The organism is Nonomuraea soli, from assembly GCF_013761175.1.
GTDB classification, from domain to species: domain Bacteria; phylum Actinomycetota; class Actinomycetes; order Streptosporangiales; family Streptosporangiaceae; genus Nonomuraea; species Nonomuraea soli.
Genome location: NZ_JACDUR010000004.1, coordinates 521,802 through 538,494, shown reverse-complemented (window position 1 = coordinate 538,494; position 16,693 = coordinate 521,802). Strand labels below are relative to the sequence as shown.

General features: G+C 72.2%; 15 protein-coding genes. 8 read left to right on the top strand and 7 right to left on the bottom strand.

Annotated elements, in window-relative coordinates:
- Positions 1 to 33: 33 nt before the first annotated feature.
- Entirely contained in the window at positions 34 to 1,440 is a 1,407-nt protein-coding gene (locus tag HNR30_RS20930; RefSeq protein WP_181611583.1) for a carboxylesterase/lipase family protein, read from the top strand.
- Here HNR30_RS20930 and HNR30_RS20925 read toward each other — a convergent pair.
- Positions 1,437 to 2,552: a PucR family transcriptional regulator gene (locus HNR30_RS20925; RefSeq protein WP_181611582.1), complete on the bottom strand. Its 1,116-nt coding sequence runs from the start codon at positions 2,550 to 2,552 to the stop codon at positions 1,437 to 1,439. The genes HNR30_RS20930 and HNR30_RS20925 overlap by 4 nt on opposite strands.
- 117 nt (positions 2,553 to 2,669) lie before the next feature.
- Here HNR30_RS20925 and HNR30_RS20920 point away from each other — a divergent pair, with 117 nt between their 5' ends.
- The 3 genes from HNR30_RS20920 to HNR30_RS20910 all read left to right on the top strand — a co-directional run bounded on the left by HNR30_RS20920 (position 2,670) and on the right by HNR30_RS20910 (position 5,479).
- On the top strand, positions 2,670 to 3,470 hold the full coding sequence (locus tag HNR30_RS20920; protein ID WP_181611581.1) for a poly(ethylene terephthalate) hydrolase family protein: 801 nt from the start codon (positions 2,670 to 2,672) through the stop codon (positions 3,468 to 3,470).
- Between the two features lie 82 nt (positions 3,471 to 3,552).
- On the top strand, positions 3,553 to 4,824 hold the full coding sequence (locus HNR30_RS20915; protein ID WP_181611580.1) for an MFS transporter: 1,272 nt from the start codon (positions 3,553 to 3,555) through the stop codon (positions 4,822 to 4,824).
- A 4-nt stretch (positions 4,825 to 4,828) separates the two neighbouring features.
- Complete coding sequence (locus HNR30_RS20910; protein ID WP_312894543.1) at positions 4,829 to 5,479, top strand: TetR/AcrR family transcriptional regulator; 651 nt, start codon at positions 4,829 to 4,831, stop codon at positions 5,477 to 5,479.
- Between the two features lie 3 nt (positions 5,480 to 5,482).
- On the opposite strand, the gene HNR30_RS20905 is transcribed toward HNR30_RS20910, so the two are convergent.
- From HNR30_RS20905 to HNR30_RS50220, 4 genes are read right to left on the bottom strand one after another with little or no spacing between them, the layout of a single operon-like run.
- A complete protein-coding gene (locus tag HNR30_RS20905) occupies positions 5,483 to 6,469 on the bottom strand; it encodes a 2-hydroxyacid dehydrogenase (protein ID WP_181611579.1) in 987 nt (328 codons plus the stop codon).
- Positions 6,466 to 7,071 (bottom strand): histidine phosphatase family protein, encoded by a 606-nt coding sequence (locus HNR30_RS20900; protein ID WP_181611578.1) that lies wholly within the window; start codon positions 7,069 to 7,071, stop codon positions 6,466 to 6,468. The genes HNR30_RS20905 and HNR30_RS20900 overlap by 4 nt, the downstream gene beginning before the upstream one ends.
- Positions 7,068 to 8,468: an FGGY family carbohydrate kinase gene (locus HNR30_RS20895; RefSeq protein WP_312894542.1), complete on the bottom strand. Its 1,401-nt coding sequence runs from the start codon at positions 8,466 to 8,468 to the stop codon at positions 7,068 to 7,070. Before HNR30_RS20895 ends, HNR30_RS20900 begins: the two co-directional genes overlap by 4 nt.
- Positions 8,465 to 9,862 (bottom strand): FGGY family carbohydrate kinase, encoded by a 1,398-nt coding sequence (locus HNR30_RS50220; protein WP_312894541.1) that lies wholly within the window; start codon positions 9,860 to 9,862, stop codon positions 8,465 to 8,467. Before HNR30_RS50220 ends, HNR30_RS20895 begins: the two co-directional genes overlap by 4 nt.
- A gap of 78 nt (positions 9,863 to 9,940) precedes the next feature.
- Between HNR30_RS50220 and HNR30_RS20885 the strand changes: the two genes are divergently transcribed.
- The 3 genes from HNR30_RS20885 (at position 9,941) to HNR30_RS20875 (ending at position 12,300) form a co-directional block, all read left to right on the top strand.
- Positions 9,941 to 10,720: a DeoR/GlpR family DNA-binding transcription regulator gene (locus HNR30_RS20885; RefSeq protein ID WP_181611576.1), complete on the top strand. Its 780-nt coding sequence runs from the start codon at positions 9,941 to 9,943 to the stop codon at positions 10,718 to 10,720.
- Between the two features lie 106 nt (positions 10,721 to 10,826).
- Complete coding sequence (locus HNR30_RS20880; RefSeq protein WP_181611575.1) at positions 10,827 to 11,249, top strand: hypothetical protein; 423 nt, start codon at positions 10,827 to 10,829, stop codon at positions 11,247 to 11,249.
- A 13-nt stretch (positions 11,250 to 11,262) separates the two neighbouring features.
- On the top strand, positions 11,263 to 12,300 hold the full coding sequence (locus HNR30_RS20875) for a hypothetical protein (RefSeq protein WP_181611574.1): 1,038 nt from the start codon (positions 11,263 to 11,265) through the stop codon (positions 12,298 to 12,300).
- Here HNR30_RS20875 and HNR30_RS20870 read toward each other — a convergent pair.
- Entirely contained in the window at positions 12,229 to 14,793 is a 2,565-nt protein-coding gene (locus HNR30_RS20870) for an ATP-dependent Clp protease ATP-binding subunit (RefSeq protein WP_181611573.1), read from the bottom strand. The two genes, HNR30_RS20875 and HNR30_RS20870, sit on opposite strands and share 72 nt — an antisense overlap.
- Before the next feature lie 128 nt (positions 14,794 to 14,921).
- Between HNR30_RS20870 and HNR30_RS20865 the strand changes: the two genes are divergently transcribed.
- Positions 14,922 to 16,076, top strand: a complete 1,155-nt coding sequence (locus tag HNR30_RS20865) for a VLRF1 family aeRF1-type release factor (protein WP_181611572.1) — start codon at positions 14,922 to 14,924, stop codon at positions 16,074 to 16,076.
- A 5-nt stretch (positions 16,077 to 16,081) separates the two neighbouring features.
- Here HNR30_RS20865 and HNR30_RS20860 read toward each other — a convergent pair whose 3' ends face one another.
- Positions 16,082 to 16,693: a DUF6461 domain-containing protein gene (locus HNR30_RS20860; protein ID WP_181611571.1), complete on the bottom strand. Its 612-nt coding sequence runs from the start codon at positions 16,691 to 16,693 to the stop codon at positions 16,082 to 16,084.

The window sequence follows — 16,693 nt, the reverse complement described above, 5'->3', positions numbered from 1 at the left end:
TGTTGCCGATCGATCGATCGGTAGGATCCATGCATGGACACCATCGCGGTCACCCGGCACGGCAAGATCCGGGGGCGCATCCAGGACGGGGTCGCCGCCTTCCTCGGCGTGCCCTACGCCGCCCCGCCCTTCGGGGCCCGGCGATTCCTCGCTCCGCAGCCGGTCACCCCCTGGGACGGGGTGCGGGACTGCCTCTCCTTCGGGGCGACGGCGCCGAAACGGCCCTACCGGCCGCCGCTGGACGAGATCCTTCCCGATCCGGACGTGGCCGGGGACGACTGCCTCAACGTCAACGTCTGGACGCCCTCCCCCGCGCCGGGTCTGAGCCTGCCCGTGATGGTGTGGATCCACGGCGGATCGTTGCGCAACGGCTCCAACACGATCCCCCTCTACGACGGCGCCGCCTTCGCCCGCGACGGGGTCGTGCTGGTCTCGGTCAACTACCGGCTCGGCGTCGAGGGCTTCGGCGTCTTCCCCGACGCCCCCGACAACCGCGGCCTGCTCGACCAGCTGGAGGCTCTGCGGTGGGTGCGTGACAACATCGCGGCCTTCGGCGGCGACCCCGGCAACGTGACGGTCTTCGGCGAGTCGGCCGGGGCCATCTGCATCGCCGCCCTGCTGACCAGCCCGCACGCGCGCGGCCTGTTCCACCGGGCCGCGATGCAGAGCGGCCCGCCGCACACCGTCTCGCGCAAGGAGGGCGCCAAGATCGTCAAAGTGATGGCGCGCGCGCTCGGGGTGCCGCCCAGGGCCGCGGCCTTCGCCGACGTCGATCCGTCGAGCCTGCTCGACGCCCAGGTCACCGCCACCTCCAAGGGCAATCCGATCACCGGCGGTCCCGGCTTCCACATCGTGACCGACGGCGACGTCGTGGTGCCCGACGGCGCGCTGCCGGCCGACGTGGACCTGCTGGTCGGGGCCAACCGGGAGGAGTACCGGCTGTGGCTGGTGCCGACCGGGGCGGTGCACCGCATCAGCCCGCTGGTGCTGCGGCTGGCCATGCTCAAGTTCCGCATCCCGTGGCGGGCGGCCGGGCTCTACCGCTCCAGCAGGCCGGGCGCCCCGCCGGGCGAGATCCTCGGCGAGATCGCCACCGACATGCTGCTGCGCGGGCCGATCAACAGGCTGGCCGACTCCCACCGGGGCAGGAGCTTCGTCTACGAGTTCGCCTGGCGCTCGCCCGAGCGCGATCTGGGGGCCTGCCACGCCCTGGAGATCGGCTTCGTCTTCGACAACCTGGCGGCGGCGCGGGAGCTCACCGGCCCCGAAGCACCGCAGCCGCTCGCCGACACGATGCACCGGGCCTGGATCGCGTTCGCATCGGGCGGCGATCCGGGCTGGCCGGCCTGGGACGCCTCGCGGCCGGTCATGGTGTTCGACGCGCCCGAGTCCGGGATCGTCCACGCACCACGCGACGAGGAGCTGAAGGCCTGGATCTAGAGCAGGTCACGCGCGGTCAGGGCCGCTTCGAGGAGCCTGGCCTGGGCGGGCACGCCCAGGTCCAGGCCGGTGAGCAGGCTCACCCGCTGCAGCCTGTAGTCGAGCGTGTTGCGGTGGATGTGCAGGTCGAGGGAGGTCTGGCGGCGGTTGTGGCCGCGGTTGACGAAGGCGCGCAGGGTGTCGACCAGGTGCGGGTGCGCGGCCAGCGGGTCGAGCTTGGCCGCCAGCCGGTCGAGTCCGGCGCCCGGCCTGGCCAGTTGATACTCCAGCAGCACGTCGTCGAAACGATAGAGCCCCGGCGGCCGCCCGAGACGCTGGACGATCTCCATCACCCGCCGGGCCTCCTCCAGCGCGCCAGGGATGCCCGCGGGGTCGGTGGCGCGCGCGGCGGCCAGCAGCACCGGGCCCACGTCCCCGATCAGCCGTCCGGCCAGGCAGCCGAGCTCGGGCGTGCCCCGATCGGGCAGCAGCGCCACGCCCTCGTCGGGGTCGGCCAGCACCAGCGTGCCCGCGTGCGCGTCGAGGGCCGACTGGACCAGGCGTGCCCGCGGGCCGCCCTCGAACGCGTAGACGACGACGTCGTAGGCGGGGGCCACCTCGATCCGCGCCGCCTCCGCGAGCGCCTGGTAGGGCTGCCCGGCGAACAGCGCCGACACCAGGGCACGGCGGACCCTGCGTTCCTCGCCTCTGACGTCCTCGGCCGCCTGGTCGTGGGCCAGGGCCACCGCCGGCACCGCGGCCCGCAGGCAGCCGAGCAGCCCCGAGCCCGCGTCCGCGAGCTCGTCGGGCGTGGCCGTCGCGCACAGGGCGCGCCACCAGACCTCGGCGCCGATCAGGTAGGCGGTCATCGCCGCGGGCAGCGGCAGCCGCTCCTCGGCCCGGCGGGCGGACCACTCGATGATGCGGGTCAGCTCGCCGGGACCCAGGATGCCGGGGTCGCGCAGCGAGCGCAGCAGGAGGCCGAAGACCGCGGCGACGGACCGCGTGACCTCGCCGTCGAGCGTCTCGCGCGGCAGCTCCCGGTAGAAGGGCACCTCGGCGGCGCACCGCGCGACCACCTCGGCGGTGAGCTCTCGGACCCGCGGGGCCATGCGGGAGTAGAGGTCGGGCACCGTCGGATCGTCACATTGCCCAAACCTCACGGTCAATCATTGCCCCAAGTGCGGACAGACGCGGGCCGATCTCTTATCCAGGATGCGTTCAAGCCCCCAGCCTGGAGAGGACCGTCCATGTTCCGACGCCTGCTGCCCGTGGCAGCGCTGATCGCCACGATGCTGACCGCCGCCCCGCCCGCCCACGCGGCCACGAACTACGGCGCGGCCGGGCCGTACGCCACCGCCGTCGAGGTCGGCGCGGTCAACACCCTGTACTACCCGCGCGACATCGCCCAGAGCACCCGCCGCCACCCCGTGATCGTCTGGGGCAACGGCACCTTCGCCTTCCCCGTCGTCTACCGCGACCTGATGCTGCAGTGGGCCAGCCACGGCTTCATCGTCTCGGCGGCCAACACCCCGATGTCGAACCTGGGCATCTCGATGCGCGCCGGGATCGACGCCCTGGCCGCCCGCGACGCCGACCCGTCGAGCATCTTCCACGGCAAGGTCGACCTGGAGCACATCGGCGCCTCCGGCCACTCCCAGGGCGGCGCCGCGGCGATCGTGGTCGGCGACGACGCGCGCGTCGACACCATCCTGCCGATCCAGCCCGGTCCGCTGGCCAACATCGACGCCGTCGACGGGCCCGCCTTCCTGATGGCCGGTCAGTACGACAGCATCGTCTTCCCCGCGCTGGTCAAGTCGTTCTACAACGACGCCGATCACATCCCGGCGATCTACGGCGAGGTACGGCGCGCCGACCACTTCACGGTCGTCGGTGACCCGGGGCCGTTCGCCGCGCCCACCACCGCCTGGTTCCGCTTCCAGCTGATGGGCGACCAGGAGGCACGCGCCCTGTTCTACGGGCCGAACTGCGGGATCTGCACCGACACGAGCACCTGGTCCGACGTGCGCCGCAACGCACTCGTGCCCTGACACCCCCTTCCCAGCCGATCGATCGATCGCTAGAGTCCCTGCCTACCGATCGATCGATCGGCTCGCGAAGGAGGCACCCCCCATGCCCGTCGAAACCAAGAGCCCCCTGCTGCGGGTGACCGTCGGCAGCTTCGTCGGCACCGTCATCGAGCAGTACGACTTCCTGCTCTACGGCTTCATGACCGCCCTGGTCTTCAACACCCTCTTCTTCCCCAGCAGCGACCCGACCGTGGGCACCCTGGTGGCCTTCGCCGGGTTCGCGATCGGCTTCGTGGCCCGCCCGATCGGCGCCATCGTCGCCGGACACTACGGCGACCGCGTCGGACGCAAATCCATGCTCGTCATGACCCTCCTGGTCGCCGGCCTGGCCACCACCGCCATGGGCCTGCTGCCCACCTACGCCGGCATCGGCATCTGGGCCCCGATCCTGCTGATCGTGCTCCGGGTCGTCCAGGGCTTCTCCTACGGCGGCGAGGTGACCGGCGCGGTCCTGATGACCACCGAGTTCGCCCCGCGCCACCGCCGCGGATACGTCGGCAGCTTCATCCCCGCCGCCGGACCAGCCGGCCTGCTGCTGGCCACCATCGCCATCATGGTCGTGGCCGGCATGGACAAGGCCGACTTCCTGTCGTACGGCTGGCGCATCCCGTTCCTGCTGTCGGCGGTCCTGGTCGTCGTCGGCCTGGTCATCCGCGCCAAGGCCCCGGAGAGCCCCGCCTTCTCCGAGACCAGGACCAGGCACGCCATGCCCGTCATGGAGGTCTTCCGCCGCCACACCCGCCCGCTGCTGCTCGGCGTGGGCACCGGATTCGGCTTCTACGTGGTCTTCTACGTGCTGCTCGTCTTCGCGGGCTCCTACATGACCGCCACGCTCAAGCTGCCCGCGCAGGTGCCGCTGGTCGCCGTGGCCGTCGGCTCGCTGGTCGTCATCGTCTTCGGCCCGCTGTGCGGCAAGCTCTCCGACCGCTTCGGGCGCCGCCCGATGGTCGCCCTCGGCTCCGCCCTCGTCGCGCTCTACAGCTTCGCCTTCTTCCGCCTGCTCGACACCGGCGACACCACGGTGATCTACCTGGCCTACGCGCTCGCGTTCGGCTTCGTCACGATCATGTACTCACCGCTGATCACCTTCATCGCCGAGCAGTTCCCCACCTCCGTGCGCTTCAGCGGCGCCTCCCTGGCCGGCCAGATCGGCGCCGTCCTCGGCGGCGGCCTGGCCCCGCTCATCGCCACCGCCCTGCTCGCCTCGCTGGGCGCCTGGAGCGTGGCCGCGTACGTGGCGCTGTCCATGCTCGTCTCGCTGGCCTGCGCCCTGGCCCTGCCCGAGACGAACCAGGCCGACATCACGGCAGAATGAGCCTGTGACTATCGATCGATCGGCAGCCCTGCCCGACCTCGACCAGCGCCGGGTCGGCACCTCCGACGTGCGGCTGCCGCCGAGCGTCCTGCTGGAGGGCACCTCCGGCAGGATCCTGCGCGAAGCCCTGCTGCTCTTCGCCGAGCAGGGCTTCCACGGCACCTCGATCCGCGACCTCGCGCACGCCTGCCAGATCCGCTCCGCCACCCTCTACGCGCACTACCCCAGCAAGGAGCACGTCCTGGCCGAGCTCGTGCGCATCGGCCACGAGGCGCACCACGCCCGCCTGGTCGGCGCGCAGGGGCGCGACTCCGTCGAGCGGCTGCGCACCGTGGTACGCGAGCACGTCCTGGCCCACGCCGAATACCCGCTGCTGGCCGTCGTCTCCAACAACGAGCTGCACGCGCTGTCGCCCGAGATGGCCGCTCCCGCGATGTTGCTGCGCGCCGACGGGCGGCAGCTGCTCATGGACATCATCAACGAGGGCATCAGCGAGGAGGTGTTCGACGTGCCGGACGCCTTCCTGGCGGTGACCGCGATCAGCGGCATGGGCATGCGCGTGGCCAACTGGTACGGCTCCGGCGTGCCGTACTCCCCCGAGCAGATCGCCGAGACCTACGCCGATTTCGCGCTGCGGATCGTGGGAGCCGCCTGACCTTCACCCGTTCGCCAGGTGCAGGAGGGGCTCGCCGCGCAGGTAGCGGCCCACCTCGGCGGCGACGATGCGGGCGGCCTTCTGCGCGGTCTGCCTGCTCGCCCCCGCCAGGTGCGGGGTCATGACGACCCCCTCGGTGGTCAGCAGGCGGGAACCCGCCGGAAGGGGCTCCTCGGGGAAGACGTCGAAGGCGGCCGCGAACAGGTGGCCCCGCTCCAGCGCGTCGCAGACCGCGTCGTAGTCGACCAGGCTGCCGCGTGCGCAGTTGACCAGCACCGAGCCGGCGGGCATGAGGTCCAGCTCCCGCGCGCCGATCATGCCGGCATTGCCGGGCGTGGCGCGGGCGTGCAGGGTGACGACGCCGCTCCTGGCGAGCAACTCGTCGAGCGGGACGCTGCGCTCGGGCACGTAGGGGTCGTGGACCAGCACGGCGGCCCCGAAGCCCTCCAGGATCCGCGCCACCTTGCGGCCGATCGCGCCGTAACCGACCACGCCGGCCGTGCCGCCCTCCAGCTCGGGACCGACGGCGTCGAAGCGGTAGTAGTCGCTGCGCCAGACGCCCTGCCGCAGCTCGGCGTGGGTCTGCGGGATGCGGCGGATCGCGGCCAGGATCATGGCCACGGTGTGCTCGGCCGTCGCGGTGGCGTTGCGTCCCGGCGCGAAGGTCACCCGGACGCCGCGCTCGGCCGCCGCCCGCAGGTTGGCGTTGACCGGGCCGCCGCGGCCGACGCAGAAGAGCCTCAGGTCAGGGCTCGCGTCCAGGACCCGCTCGGTCAGCGGGGCCATCTGGGTCACGCAGATCTCCGCCCCGCGCAGCGCCTCGATCAGCTGCTCCTCGGTGCCGGAGGCCTCGCCGACCTCGGCGACCGGGCCGAACGGCTCCACCGGCCAGGGCAGGGTCAGCTCGCCGATCTCCAGGTCGTAGCCCCGCAGCTCCTGCCTGAACAGGCTGTTGAGGACGAAGTGGTCGCCTGCGGCCAGCAGTCTCATGCGAGGGCTCCGTTGTACTCCAGGACGGCGGCTCGCGGGCCGTCCAGCTCGATCTCGGTCAGCGCGCAGTTGCGCAGGGAGGGGAAGACCCGCCGGTATTCGCGCAGCGGCAGCCCGATCAGGCGGCACAACGTGAGACGGATCGCCGTGGTGTGCGCCACGACCAGGACCCGCTCGCCCTCGTGCGCGGCGGCGATGCCGGCCAGGCATCCGGCGAACCGTTCCGCGGCCCTGACCGGGTCCTCGCCGCCTGGCAGGTGGTGGGCGACCGGATCGGCCTTGAACGCCTCCAGCGCCTCGGGGAAACGCCCGGCCATCTCCTGCCTGGTCAGACCCTCGCCTTGGCCGAAGTCGAGTTCGCGCAGGCGCTCGTCGACGCCGAGCGGCAGGCCGAGCCTGGTGGTGCTGCGCTCGGCGGTGAGACTGGCCCGCGACAGCGTGGAGCTCCAGACGGCGGCCAGGCCCGCGGAGCCCGCCCACTCGGCCAGCCGTTCCGCCTGCCGGTGGCCTCGTTCGGTCAGGCCGACGTCGCTGACGCCGGCGTAGCGGTTCTCCGCGTGCCAGACCGTCTCACCGTGGCGGACCAGGACGAGGCGGGTCATCGTGATGTCCTCTCTTCGGCGTGCGCGGCGAGCGCTGCGGGCAGCCAGCCGCGTTCGTGCAGCGCTTCGACCAGGCGCAGGTAGGGCTCGTCGAACCGTCCCGCACCCGTGGGGTCGAGGGTCTGCCTGACCCTGACCATCGTGCCGCCGTGCTCCCCCGCGGCCAGGATCGCCATGCCGAGGGCCGGTTCCGCGTTCTCCAGGAGGGTGACGGGGCGGTCCAGGATGTCGGCACGCAGCCGGCACCAGTAATGGTTGCGGGCGGCGCCGCCGGTCAGCGTGAGCCGCCCGCCGTCGGGGGCGCCGAGCAGGTCCAGGTAGTCGAAGCAGAGCCGTTCCACGAACCCGACACCCTGCAGCACGGCGGCGAAATGCTCGGCCTCGTCTCGCGGCTCGCCGATCATGAAGGCCTCCGCCTCCTGGGCCACGAAGGGGAAGCGTTCCCCCGTGCCGAGGAGCGGATAGGCCAGCACGTCGGTGAAGGCCACCGCACCCGAAAGCCGGTCGGGGTCGGCGAAGTCCCGGGCGATCACTCCGGAACCGGTGCTGGAGGCGCCGCCGGGCAGCCACGCGCCCGTGGGCGAGCGGTGGGAGTAGACGGCGCCCAGGGGGTCGTGCAGCAGGTCGCGCGTGACGCCCTTGATCACCAGCGTGGTGCCCAGCACGGAGTTCCAGCTGCCCGGCTCGATGCCGCCCGCGCCGAGCTGGGCGGCGCAGCCGTCGGTCATGCCGGCGATCACCGGCGTGCCCGCGGGGATGCCGGTGGCCTCGGCCGCCCGCTCGCAGACCACACCGAGCGGCGTGCCGGAGCGCACGAGATCCGGCAGCACGTCGTCGGGCAGGCCGAGGGCTTCGTACGGCCAGCGTTCCCCGATCAGGTGCGCGCCCGTCTTGAGCGCGTTGCTCAGGTCGGTGGCCACCTCGTGACCGGTCAGCCGACGGTTGACGAAGTCGCTCTGGTGCGTGACCCGGCCATGGCCGTGGTGCCTGAGCAGCCAGTGCGCCTTGGGCAGTGCCCAGGAGGCCTGCATGCGCCGGTAGCCGAGCTCGGCCCAGACGGCGGCGCCCCTGTCGTTGATCGCCTCCACCTCGGCCGCGGCCCGTGTGTCGTCGTACATCAGCGCAGGGCTGAGGGGACGGCCGTCGTCATCGGTCAGCAGCACCGTCCCCGAGGTGGCGTCGACCGCGACGCCCTCGATGTCGCTCCTGCCTGCGGCGGCCTGCCTGCACGCCAGCGCGACCGCGTTCCACCACTGCTCGGGGTCCTGCTCGTGACGCGGGCCGTCGCGGTGGCCGGTCAGGGGCCGCGACCCCATCCCCACCACCTCGCCGTCGGCGGTCACCAGGAGCGCGCGCACACTCTGGGTGCCCAGGTCGACGCCCATCCACGTGCTCACCGCACGCCCCTCAGCCTGACGAAACGCTCGTACGCGTCGTCGAGGTCGCCGCGCGGCACCCATACGTCCCTGACGGCGGGGGCCACCGGCTCCTGCCCCAGTTGCAGGCGTCCCACCTGGTAGGCGCCCCTGGCTCCCGCCTCCGTGTCGACCGGCCTCAGCACCGTCACCCCCGTCGCGTCGGCGATCAGCTGGGTCCACTCCTCGCTGGCCGCTCCCCCACCGCATACCCGCAGTTCCCCGGGCGGGCTCCCGGCCGCCTCCAGGCAGTCGCGGATCACCAGGCTCAGGCCTTCCAGGACGGCACGCGCCACGTGCTCGGGCCCGTGCTCCACGGTCAGGCCGTGCATCGAGCCGCGGATGCCGGGATCGCGGAACGGCGCCCGCTCCCCCGCCGGTGACAGGTAAGGCAGGAAGCTCAGCCCTCTGGTGTCGGGCGCGGCCCTGCGACCCAGTTCCTCGGGGTCGCGCAGGCCGAGCAGGGTGCAGGCCCAGTGGATCACCTCGACTCCGGCGAGCGTCGGGAAGACCCGCAGGTGCCGCCGTGGCAGGCCGAGCGCGACGGTGAAGCCCGCCTGCGCGCTCCCCGGAGCGGGGTCGGCGGTCACGATCTCCGTGCACAGGGTGGTGCCCAGGATGCCGCAGGCCTGGCCGGGCTCGGTCGCGCCCACCCCGATGGCGGTGGCGGCGATGTCGTAGGGGGCCATCACCACCGGCGTGCCGGGCGGCAGGCCCAGCTCGGCGGTGGTCAGGGGGGCGGTGCGGTGCTCGTCGGCGATCCTGGCGGGTAACAACCTCCGTGCCCAGCTCATGCCGTACAGGGTCAGGAGGTCGGCGGAGTACTCGCCGGTCGCCAGGTCCGTGAACGGCGCCGCCGCGTCGGAGCTGTCGATCGCCCGGCGGCCCGTGAGGTTGGCGAAGATCCAGCCGCCGCAGGTCAGCGCGGCGGCCGAGCGTTCCAGCCTGGCCGGGTCGTGCTCGCCGAGCCAGGCGAGGATGGCGTTGGGCAGGCCTGCGAAGGTCACCGAGCCGTTGATCGGGAAGGCGCGCGCGAGCACGCCCCGCTCCTCCCATCCGGTGACGATGGCGGCGGCCCTGCCGTCGTTCCACAGGAGGGCCGGCCCTGTGGGGCGGTTGCGCTCGTCGACCAGCCACAGGCCGTCGCCCTGCGCGGTGATCGCCAGGAAGTCGACCGCCCCGGCGGCCGCCACGACCTCACGCACGCAGGCCACCACGGCCGCCCACACCTCGTCCATGTCCTGTTCCGAGTGGCCGGGGGCGGGCCGGGTCACCCTCGTGGGCCTGCGGGCCAGCGCTGTCTCGCGGCCGCCGCCGTCGTAGGCGACCGCCTTGATCATCGTGGTGCCGGCATCGACGCAGATCGCACCTTTCACGATAAGAACCCAACACTTGCCTACCGCGATATGTCAATAAGTCGTGATATCTAACACGCTTCCTGTTAGGTTGGCCGGATGGAGGGTGATGTTCTCGGCCCGCGCGAGCGGCGCGACCAGATCCGCCGCCGCGTCACCGACGAGGGCTTCGCGCGCATGGAGGACCTGGCCGAGGCCTTCGGCGTCAGCGTCATGACCATCCACCGCGACATCGACGCCCTGCAGACCGAGGGCTGGCTGCGCAAGGTGCGCGGCGGTGCCACCGCCCAGCCCTCCGCCCTCCACCACGGCGACGTACGGCACCGCAGGCAGGCCATGGCCGCGCAGAAACAACGCCTGGCCGAGGCGGCCGTCACCATGATCGAGCCGGGCATGTCGGTGATCCTCGACGAGAGCACCACCGCCCTGGCCCTGGCCGCGCTGCTTCCCTCCCGCGGACCGCTCACCGTGATCACCAACTTCCTGGCCGCGGTCAACCACCTCGTCGGCGAGGCCTCCATCGACCTCATCTCCCTGGGCGGCGCCTACTATCCCGCCTACGACGCCTTCCTCGGCATGCGCACCACCGACGCCGTCAGGTCGCTGCGCGCCGACTTCCTGTTCGCCTCGACCACCGCGGTCACCCACGGCTCCTGCTACCACCAGTCGCAGGAGACGGTCGCGGTCAAACGCGCCATGATGGACTGCGCCGACCAGCGGGTGCTGCTGATCGACCACACCAAGTTCGGCAAGCAGGGGGTGCACCGGTTGGCGGCGCTGACGGACTTCGACCTGGTGATCGTCGACGCCGGAACTCCGGAGGAACACCTGGCGCCGCTGCGCTCCGCGAACGTGAACCTGCGCAGGGCGGCGCCGTGAGAGTCGCCGCGCTCCTGGCCGGCGCCCTGCTGGCCCTCTCGCCCGATGAGCCGGGGCCGGAACACGGTGGAATAGAGCGGCGTGGCTGCTTGCGGCCGGGATGCCGGTGAACGAGCTCGCCGCCGACGGCGAGCAGGTGACGGCCGTCTGCTCCGATCACGGCGCGCTGTCGGTGGCCACGTGGGACGGGCGCGGTGCGCGGCTGGCCCACGGGCGGCCGGCCGCCGTCGCGGCGGTGGCGTCGGGCGACGGTCACACGTGGCTGGCGGGCACCAGGACGGACACGTCGTGCCGCTCGCTCCGTCCCGCGCTCTGGCATCGCTCCCGCCCCGACGCCCCGTTCGCCGAAGTCGCCGTGCCCGCCGTACAGGACGGCCATCTGAGCGCGATCGCCCGGCGCGGGCCGTCCGAGGTGTGGGCGGTCGGCGGGATCGGCGCGCCGCCCGAGCAGGGTCGTCGCACGGACTGGAGCTCGCCGTGGCGGGCAGTGTCCCGTGGATCGTGGGCGGCAACGAGCGCCCGTTCGTGATGAGGAGGAGCGGATGAGGCGCCGGGTGATCGCCCTCCTGAGCTGCGTGCTGGTGGGCTGCACCTCCCAGCCCGCTCCCCCTCCCCCGCCTTCTCCCGCCGCCGCGACGCTGGAGGAGATCCCCCTGTCACTGCGATGGGAGCGCGTGACCGGCCTGCCCGGCGACGACGCCTGGGAGCGAGGCCTGCACGACATCACCGCCGCGGGCCCAGGCGCCGCCTGGGCCGTCGGCTACACCGGCTGGGAGGACGGCGTCACCGCGACGCTGCGCCGCTGGGACGGCACCCGCTGGCACGCGCTCCCCGCCGGGCAGGCGGGGTCCTTCCACGGGATCGACTCCGACGGCCCGGCCAACGTCTGGGCGGTGGGCGGCGACAAGGACGCCATGCACTGGGACGGGCGCGCCTGGCGCCGGATCAAGACGCCCATCCGGCCGCGTGACGTCGCCGGCGACGGGCCCCGCGCAATCGTCATCTCAGCAGCGGACGTCGCGACGTGGGACGGCACGCGCTTCACCACCGTCCTCGACCAGGACGACAACACGGTGGCGCTCACCGCCGTCGACGCGGGCGCGGGCCACGCCTGGGTCACGGGTTCTGCCTCCGGCCGCCCCGCCCTCTGGCACGGCCGGGACGGCTCGTTCGCCCGGCAGCCGCTGCCCGACCTGCTGGAAGGCGAGCTGACCGGCGTCTGGCAGAACGGCGGCGACGACGTGTGGGCGGTGGGCACGGCCGGCCGGGCGCCGCTGGCCCTGCACTGGGACGGCCGCGCGTGGACCCCGGCGCAGCTCCCCGGCGGCACCGCCGAGCCGGTCGGCGTGACCGCCACGGGGCCGCGCGAGGTGTGGATCGCGGCGACCGACGACGCCTACCCCAACCACGTCGTCATCCTGCACGGGGACGGCGGCACCTGGACCCGCGAGCTGACGCCGTCGCCCGGCGAGGTGACCCGCGCGCGCATCACCAGCGTCCCCGGCACCTCACAGCTGTGGCTGGCCGTCTCCGTCGTCAACGGCGACTCCGAGTCGATCGTCACCCTCCGACGGCGGTAGGTGCCCGGCGCGGGTCTCGAACTCGCCGCTGCCGTCGACCACCACCGTCAGCCGCCCGTTCTCGGCCTCCACCAGCACCCGGTCCCCCGGGTTGACGTCGCCGTTGATCAGCATGGTCGACAGCCGGTTGTCGACCTCGCGCTGCACCGTACGGCGGAGCGGACGGGCGCCGAACTCCGGCTTGTAGCCCTGCTCGGCCAGCCAGTCCATGGCCTGGTCGGTGACCTTGAGCTCGACCTCCTGGGCGGCCAGCCGCCGCCTGGTCTTGTCGAGCAGCAGGGCGGTGATCTGGCGGATCTCCTGCTTCTCCAGGCGATGGAAGACGATGATCTCGTCGATCCGGTTGAGCAGCTCCGGACGCAGCTGCTGCTGGAGCAGGTCCATGAGCTGGTCCTTGAGGGTGGCGGTGTCGGCGTCGCTCATCAGGATCAGCGAGGAGCCGATGTTGCTCGTCATGATCACCACGGTGTTGGTGAAGTCGACCGTACGGCCCTGCCCGTCGGTCAGGCGGCCGTCGTCGAGCAGCTGGAGCATGATGTTCATGACGTCCGGGTGGGCCTTCTCGATCTCGTCGAAGAGCACCACGGTGTGCGGGCGCCGCCGTACCGCCTCGGTCAGCTGGCCCGCCTCGTCGTAGCCGACGTAGCCGGGAGGCGCGCCCACGAGCCGGGAGACGGTGTGCTTGTCCTGGTATTCGGACATGTCGATGCGGATCATGTGGTCCTCGCCGCCGAACAGCGCGTCGGCCAGGGCCCTGGCCAGCTCCGTCTTGCCCACGCCCGTCGGGCCGAGGAACATGAAGCTGCCGATCGGCCGGTTCGGGTCCGACAGCCCCGCGCGGGCCCGCCGTACGGCCTCGGCGACGGCGACCACCGCCTCGTCCTGGCCGATGACCCGCTCGTGCAGGTGCTCCTCCAGCTTGAGCAGGCGCTCGCGCTCGGCCTCGGTGAGCTGGCTGGCCGGGATGCCGGTCAGGCGCGAGACCACCTCGGCCACGTCCTGCGCGGTGACCTCCGGGACGTCGTCGTGGCCGTGGCGGGCGTTCTCGAGTTCGTCGCGCGCCCGCTCGATCTCGGCGGTCAGCTGCTTGGCGCGGTCGTAGTCCTCGCTCCTGACCGCCTGCTCCTTGTCCCTGCGCAGCTCCTCGACCCGCTCCTCCAGCTCGCGCGCCCCCTCGTCGGGCGTCGTCGCGCGCAGCCGTACCCTGGCCGCGGCCTGGTCCATCAGGTCGATCGCCTTGTCGGGCAGGAACCGGTCGTTGATGTAGCGGTCGGACAGCCGGGCGGCGGCGTCCAGCGCGTCGTCGGCGAGCCGGACCTGGTGGTGGGCCTCGTAGCGGTCGCGCAGCCCGGCCAGGATGCCGACCGTGTCGTCGACGCTCGGCTCGGGGACCAGGATCGGCTGGAAGCGCCGTTCCAGCGCCGCGTCCTTCTCGATGTTCTTGCGATACTCGTCGATCGTCGTGGCGGCGACCACGTTGAGCTCGCCGCGGGCCAGGGCGGGCTTGAGCATGTTGCCCGCGTCCATGCCGCCCTCGACGGCGCCCGCGCCGACCACGGTGTGCACCTCGTCGATGAAGACGATCATGTCCTGGCTGTTGGCGGTGATCTCGTCGATCACCTTCTTCATGCGCTCCTCGAACTCGCCGCGGTACTTCGACCCGGCGACCATGCCCGTCAGGTCCAGCGCGATCACCCGGCGGCCCTTGAGCGTGTCGGGAACGCTGCCGTTGACGATGCGCTGGGCGATGCCCTCGACGATCGCCGTCTTGCCCACGCCCGGCTCGCCGATCAGCACCGGGTTGTTCTTGCGCCGCCGCGAGAGCACCTCGATGGCCTGCTCGATCTCGTCCTCACGGCCGACGACCGGGTCCAGCTTGCCGGCCCTGGCCTCCTCGGTGAGGTCCCTGCCGTACTCCTCGACGGTCGGCGTCTTACTCGGCTGCCGCTCGTCACGCGCCGACTCCTGCAGCTCGTTGGCCGACACGCCCGAGGCCTTGAGCAGCCGGGACGCCGCCGAGTCCGGGTTGGCCGCCATGGCCGTCACCAGGTGCTCGGGGCCGATGTAGGAGTCGCCCATGGCCTGCGAGATGCGCTGCGCGTCGAGCAGCGCCCGCTTGGCCGCCGGGGTCAGCGTGGTGGGCGGGTCGCCCTCGGGGCCCTTGGGGATCATGGCGCTGATCAGCTCGTCGAGCTTCTCGGGGTTGGCCCCGGCGTTCATCAGCAACGTTCTGGTCGCGGGGTCGCCCGCGGCGGCCTGGAGCAGGTCGAGTACATCGAGGTCGGCGGCGCCGCGCGAGCCCGCCAGGGCCAGTGCCCGCCTCAGCAGCTCCCTGGCCTGCTCGGTGAGCAGCTTGCCCACGTCGATCCGCTGCGTGCCCGGCCGGTTGGGCGGCCAGGAGTCCTGAGCCCCTCCGAACAGCCGTCCCGCGAGCATGTCGAAGCCGCGGAAGGGGTCCTCACCGAAGAACGACCCGAAGGGTGATGTACTCATGATGAAAGACATCGCCCTCCGGATTTCAGATCATTGCCACCTTTGGCTCTAGATCCGGCAAAACTCTCAGGTTGGGACATTTCTCCTTCGTATGGTCGGAAGAGACGGACGACACCAAGGGAGAAGACGTGCCTTTCGACCAGACCTTCCTCCGCGACCTCGTGACCATGAAGGACCAGATCGGCGTACTGTCCCTCTACGCCTGCGCGACCCCGCAGGAAGAGGCGTCCAAGCGCCCCGCGTGGGGCATCCGCCTGCGCAACGAGCTGTCCGCGCTGCGCGAGGAGATCGCCTCCTGGCCCGACCGCGAACGTCGCACCGCCGTCCTGAACCGGCTCGAATCCCTCGAACCCGAGCTGCACGAGCTCACCGACGCCTCCGAGCCCGGCATCGGCCGCGCCCTGTTCGCCTCGGTGAGCGACCGCTCCGACATCAGGAAGATCTCGCTCCAGGTGCCCGTCGAGGACTGCGCCACCCTCGAATCGACCGCCTACGTGCGCCCGCTGGTCAGCGCCATGGCCACCAGCGCGCCCGCCGGCCTCGTCGTCGTCTCGCGCGACGGGCTCCGGCTGATCGACTTCAGGTACGGCATGGCCGAGGAGCTCGAGCGCAAGCCGTTCGACATCGACACCGAGGACTGGCGCCTCATGCGCGGCCCCGGCCCGGGCGGCGGCCCCGGCGGCGGCTCCCAGCCCGTCGCCACCCACACCGACAAGTTCCAGTCGCGCGTCGACGACAACCTGCGCCGCCAGATCCACGCCGCAGGCCCGGCGGTCACCGCCGAGGCGCGCTCGCGCGGATGGGTCGACGTCCTGCTCATCGGTGCCCCGCCCGTGACCGAGGTCCTGGCCGCGGCCATGCGCCCCATGACGCCCGTCACCGTCGACCTCATCATCGACGCCCTCGCCCCCGGCGAGGTCGCCAAGCACGTGTCAGGCGAACTCGCCGCCACCCGGGTCTCGCGCGACCAGGCCCTGGTCGCGCGAGCCATCGACACGGCCAAGTCGGGAGGCAAGGGGGCGCTGGGGCTCAACCAGACGCTCGCGCTGCTCAACGAGGGACGCGTCGAGCACCTGCTGCTGGACGAGGCCGGACGGTGGAGCGGGGTACGGGGGGCCGACGGGTTCCTGTTCGAGTCGGGCGAGGGGGCCGAGGAGTCCGACCTCGGGGAGCGCATGATCGAGGCCGTCCTGGACAGCGGGGCCACCCTCACCGTCCTGGGACCCGAAGCGGCGGCCGGGCTGGCCGACTACAACGGGGTGGCGGCACTGCTGCGCTGGTAGGCGGGCTACACCCACTCCTCGTACCCGGGGACGACGTAGCCGGTGTGAGGCGCGTCGAGCCACTCCCGGTCGAGCGGGCGCCCCACCACCCTGCCGATCACGACCAGCGCGGAGGTGAACGCCTCCGCCGGTTCGACGGCGGGCTCGCCTTCGTCGAGGTCGAAGCGCAGGCCCTCCAGGCAGGCGTCCAGGGCGTCAGGATCGGCGCCCGAACGGTCCTCGGGGTCGAAGACGTCGAGGACCGTGATCAGCTCTCCTGATCGTGCGTACTTGAGCAGGCTTTCGCCGTGGTAGTCCCACGCGAGGGCGAGCGTCCGGCGGTCGCGGCGGGAGAGTTCGGTCACCACGTCGTCGGCGGTGCAGCGGTGATCGCCGATCAGCACCGTCCAGCCGTCGAAAGTGCCGGCGAGCAGGCCTCCGGCTTGCTCGCCGTCGCCGTCGGAGCCCGGCCCCCACTCGCAGAAACGGTCCGGCGTGCCCGTCGCGGGGTCGGCGCCGAGCAGCGAGACGGCCTCCTCGACCGGGATGCCCTCGCACCAGACGGTGTGGAACCGCTGCATCGACACGTCGCTCGGGTCGTAGGAGCGCAGCAGGTGGTAGAGATCATCGCCCGGCAT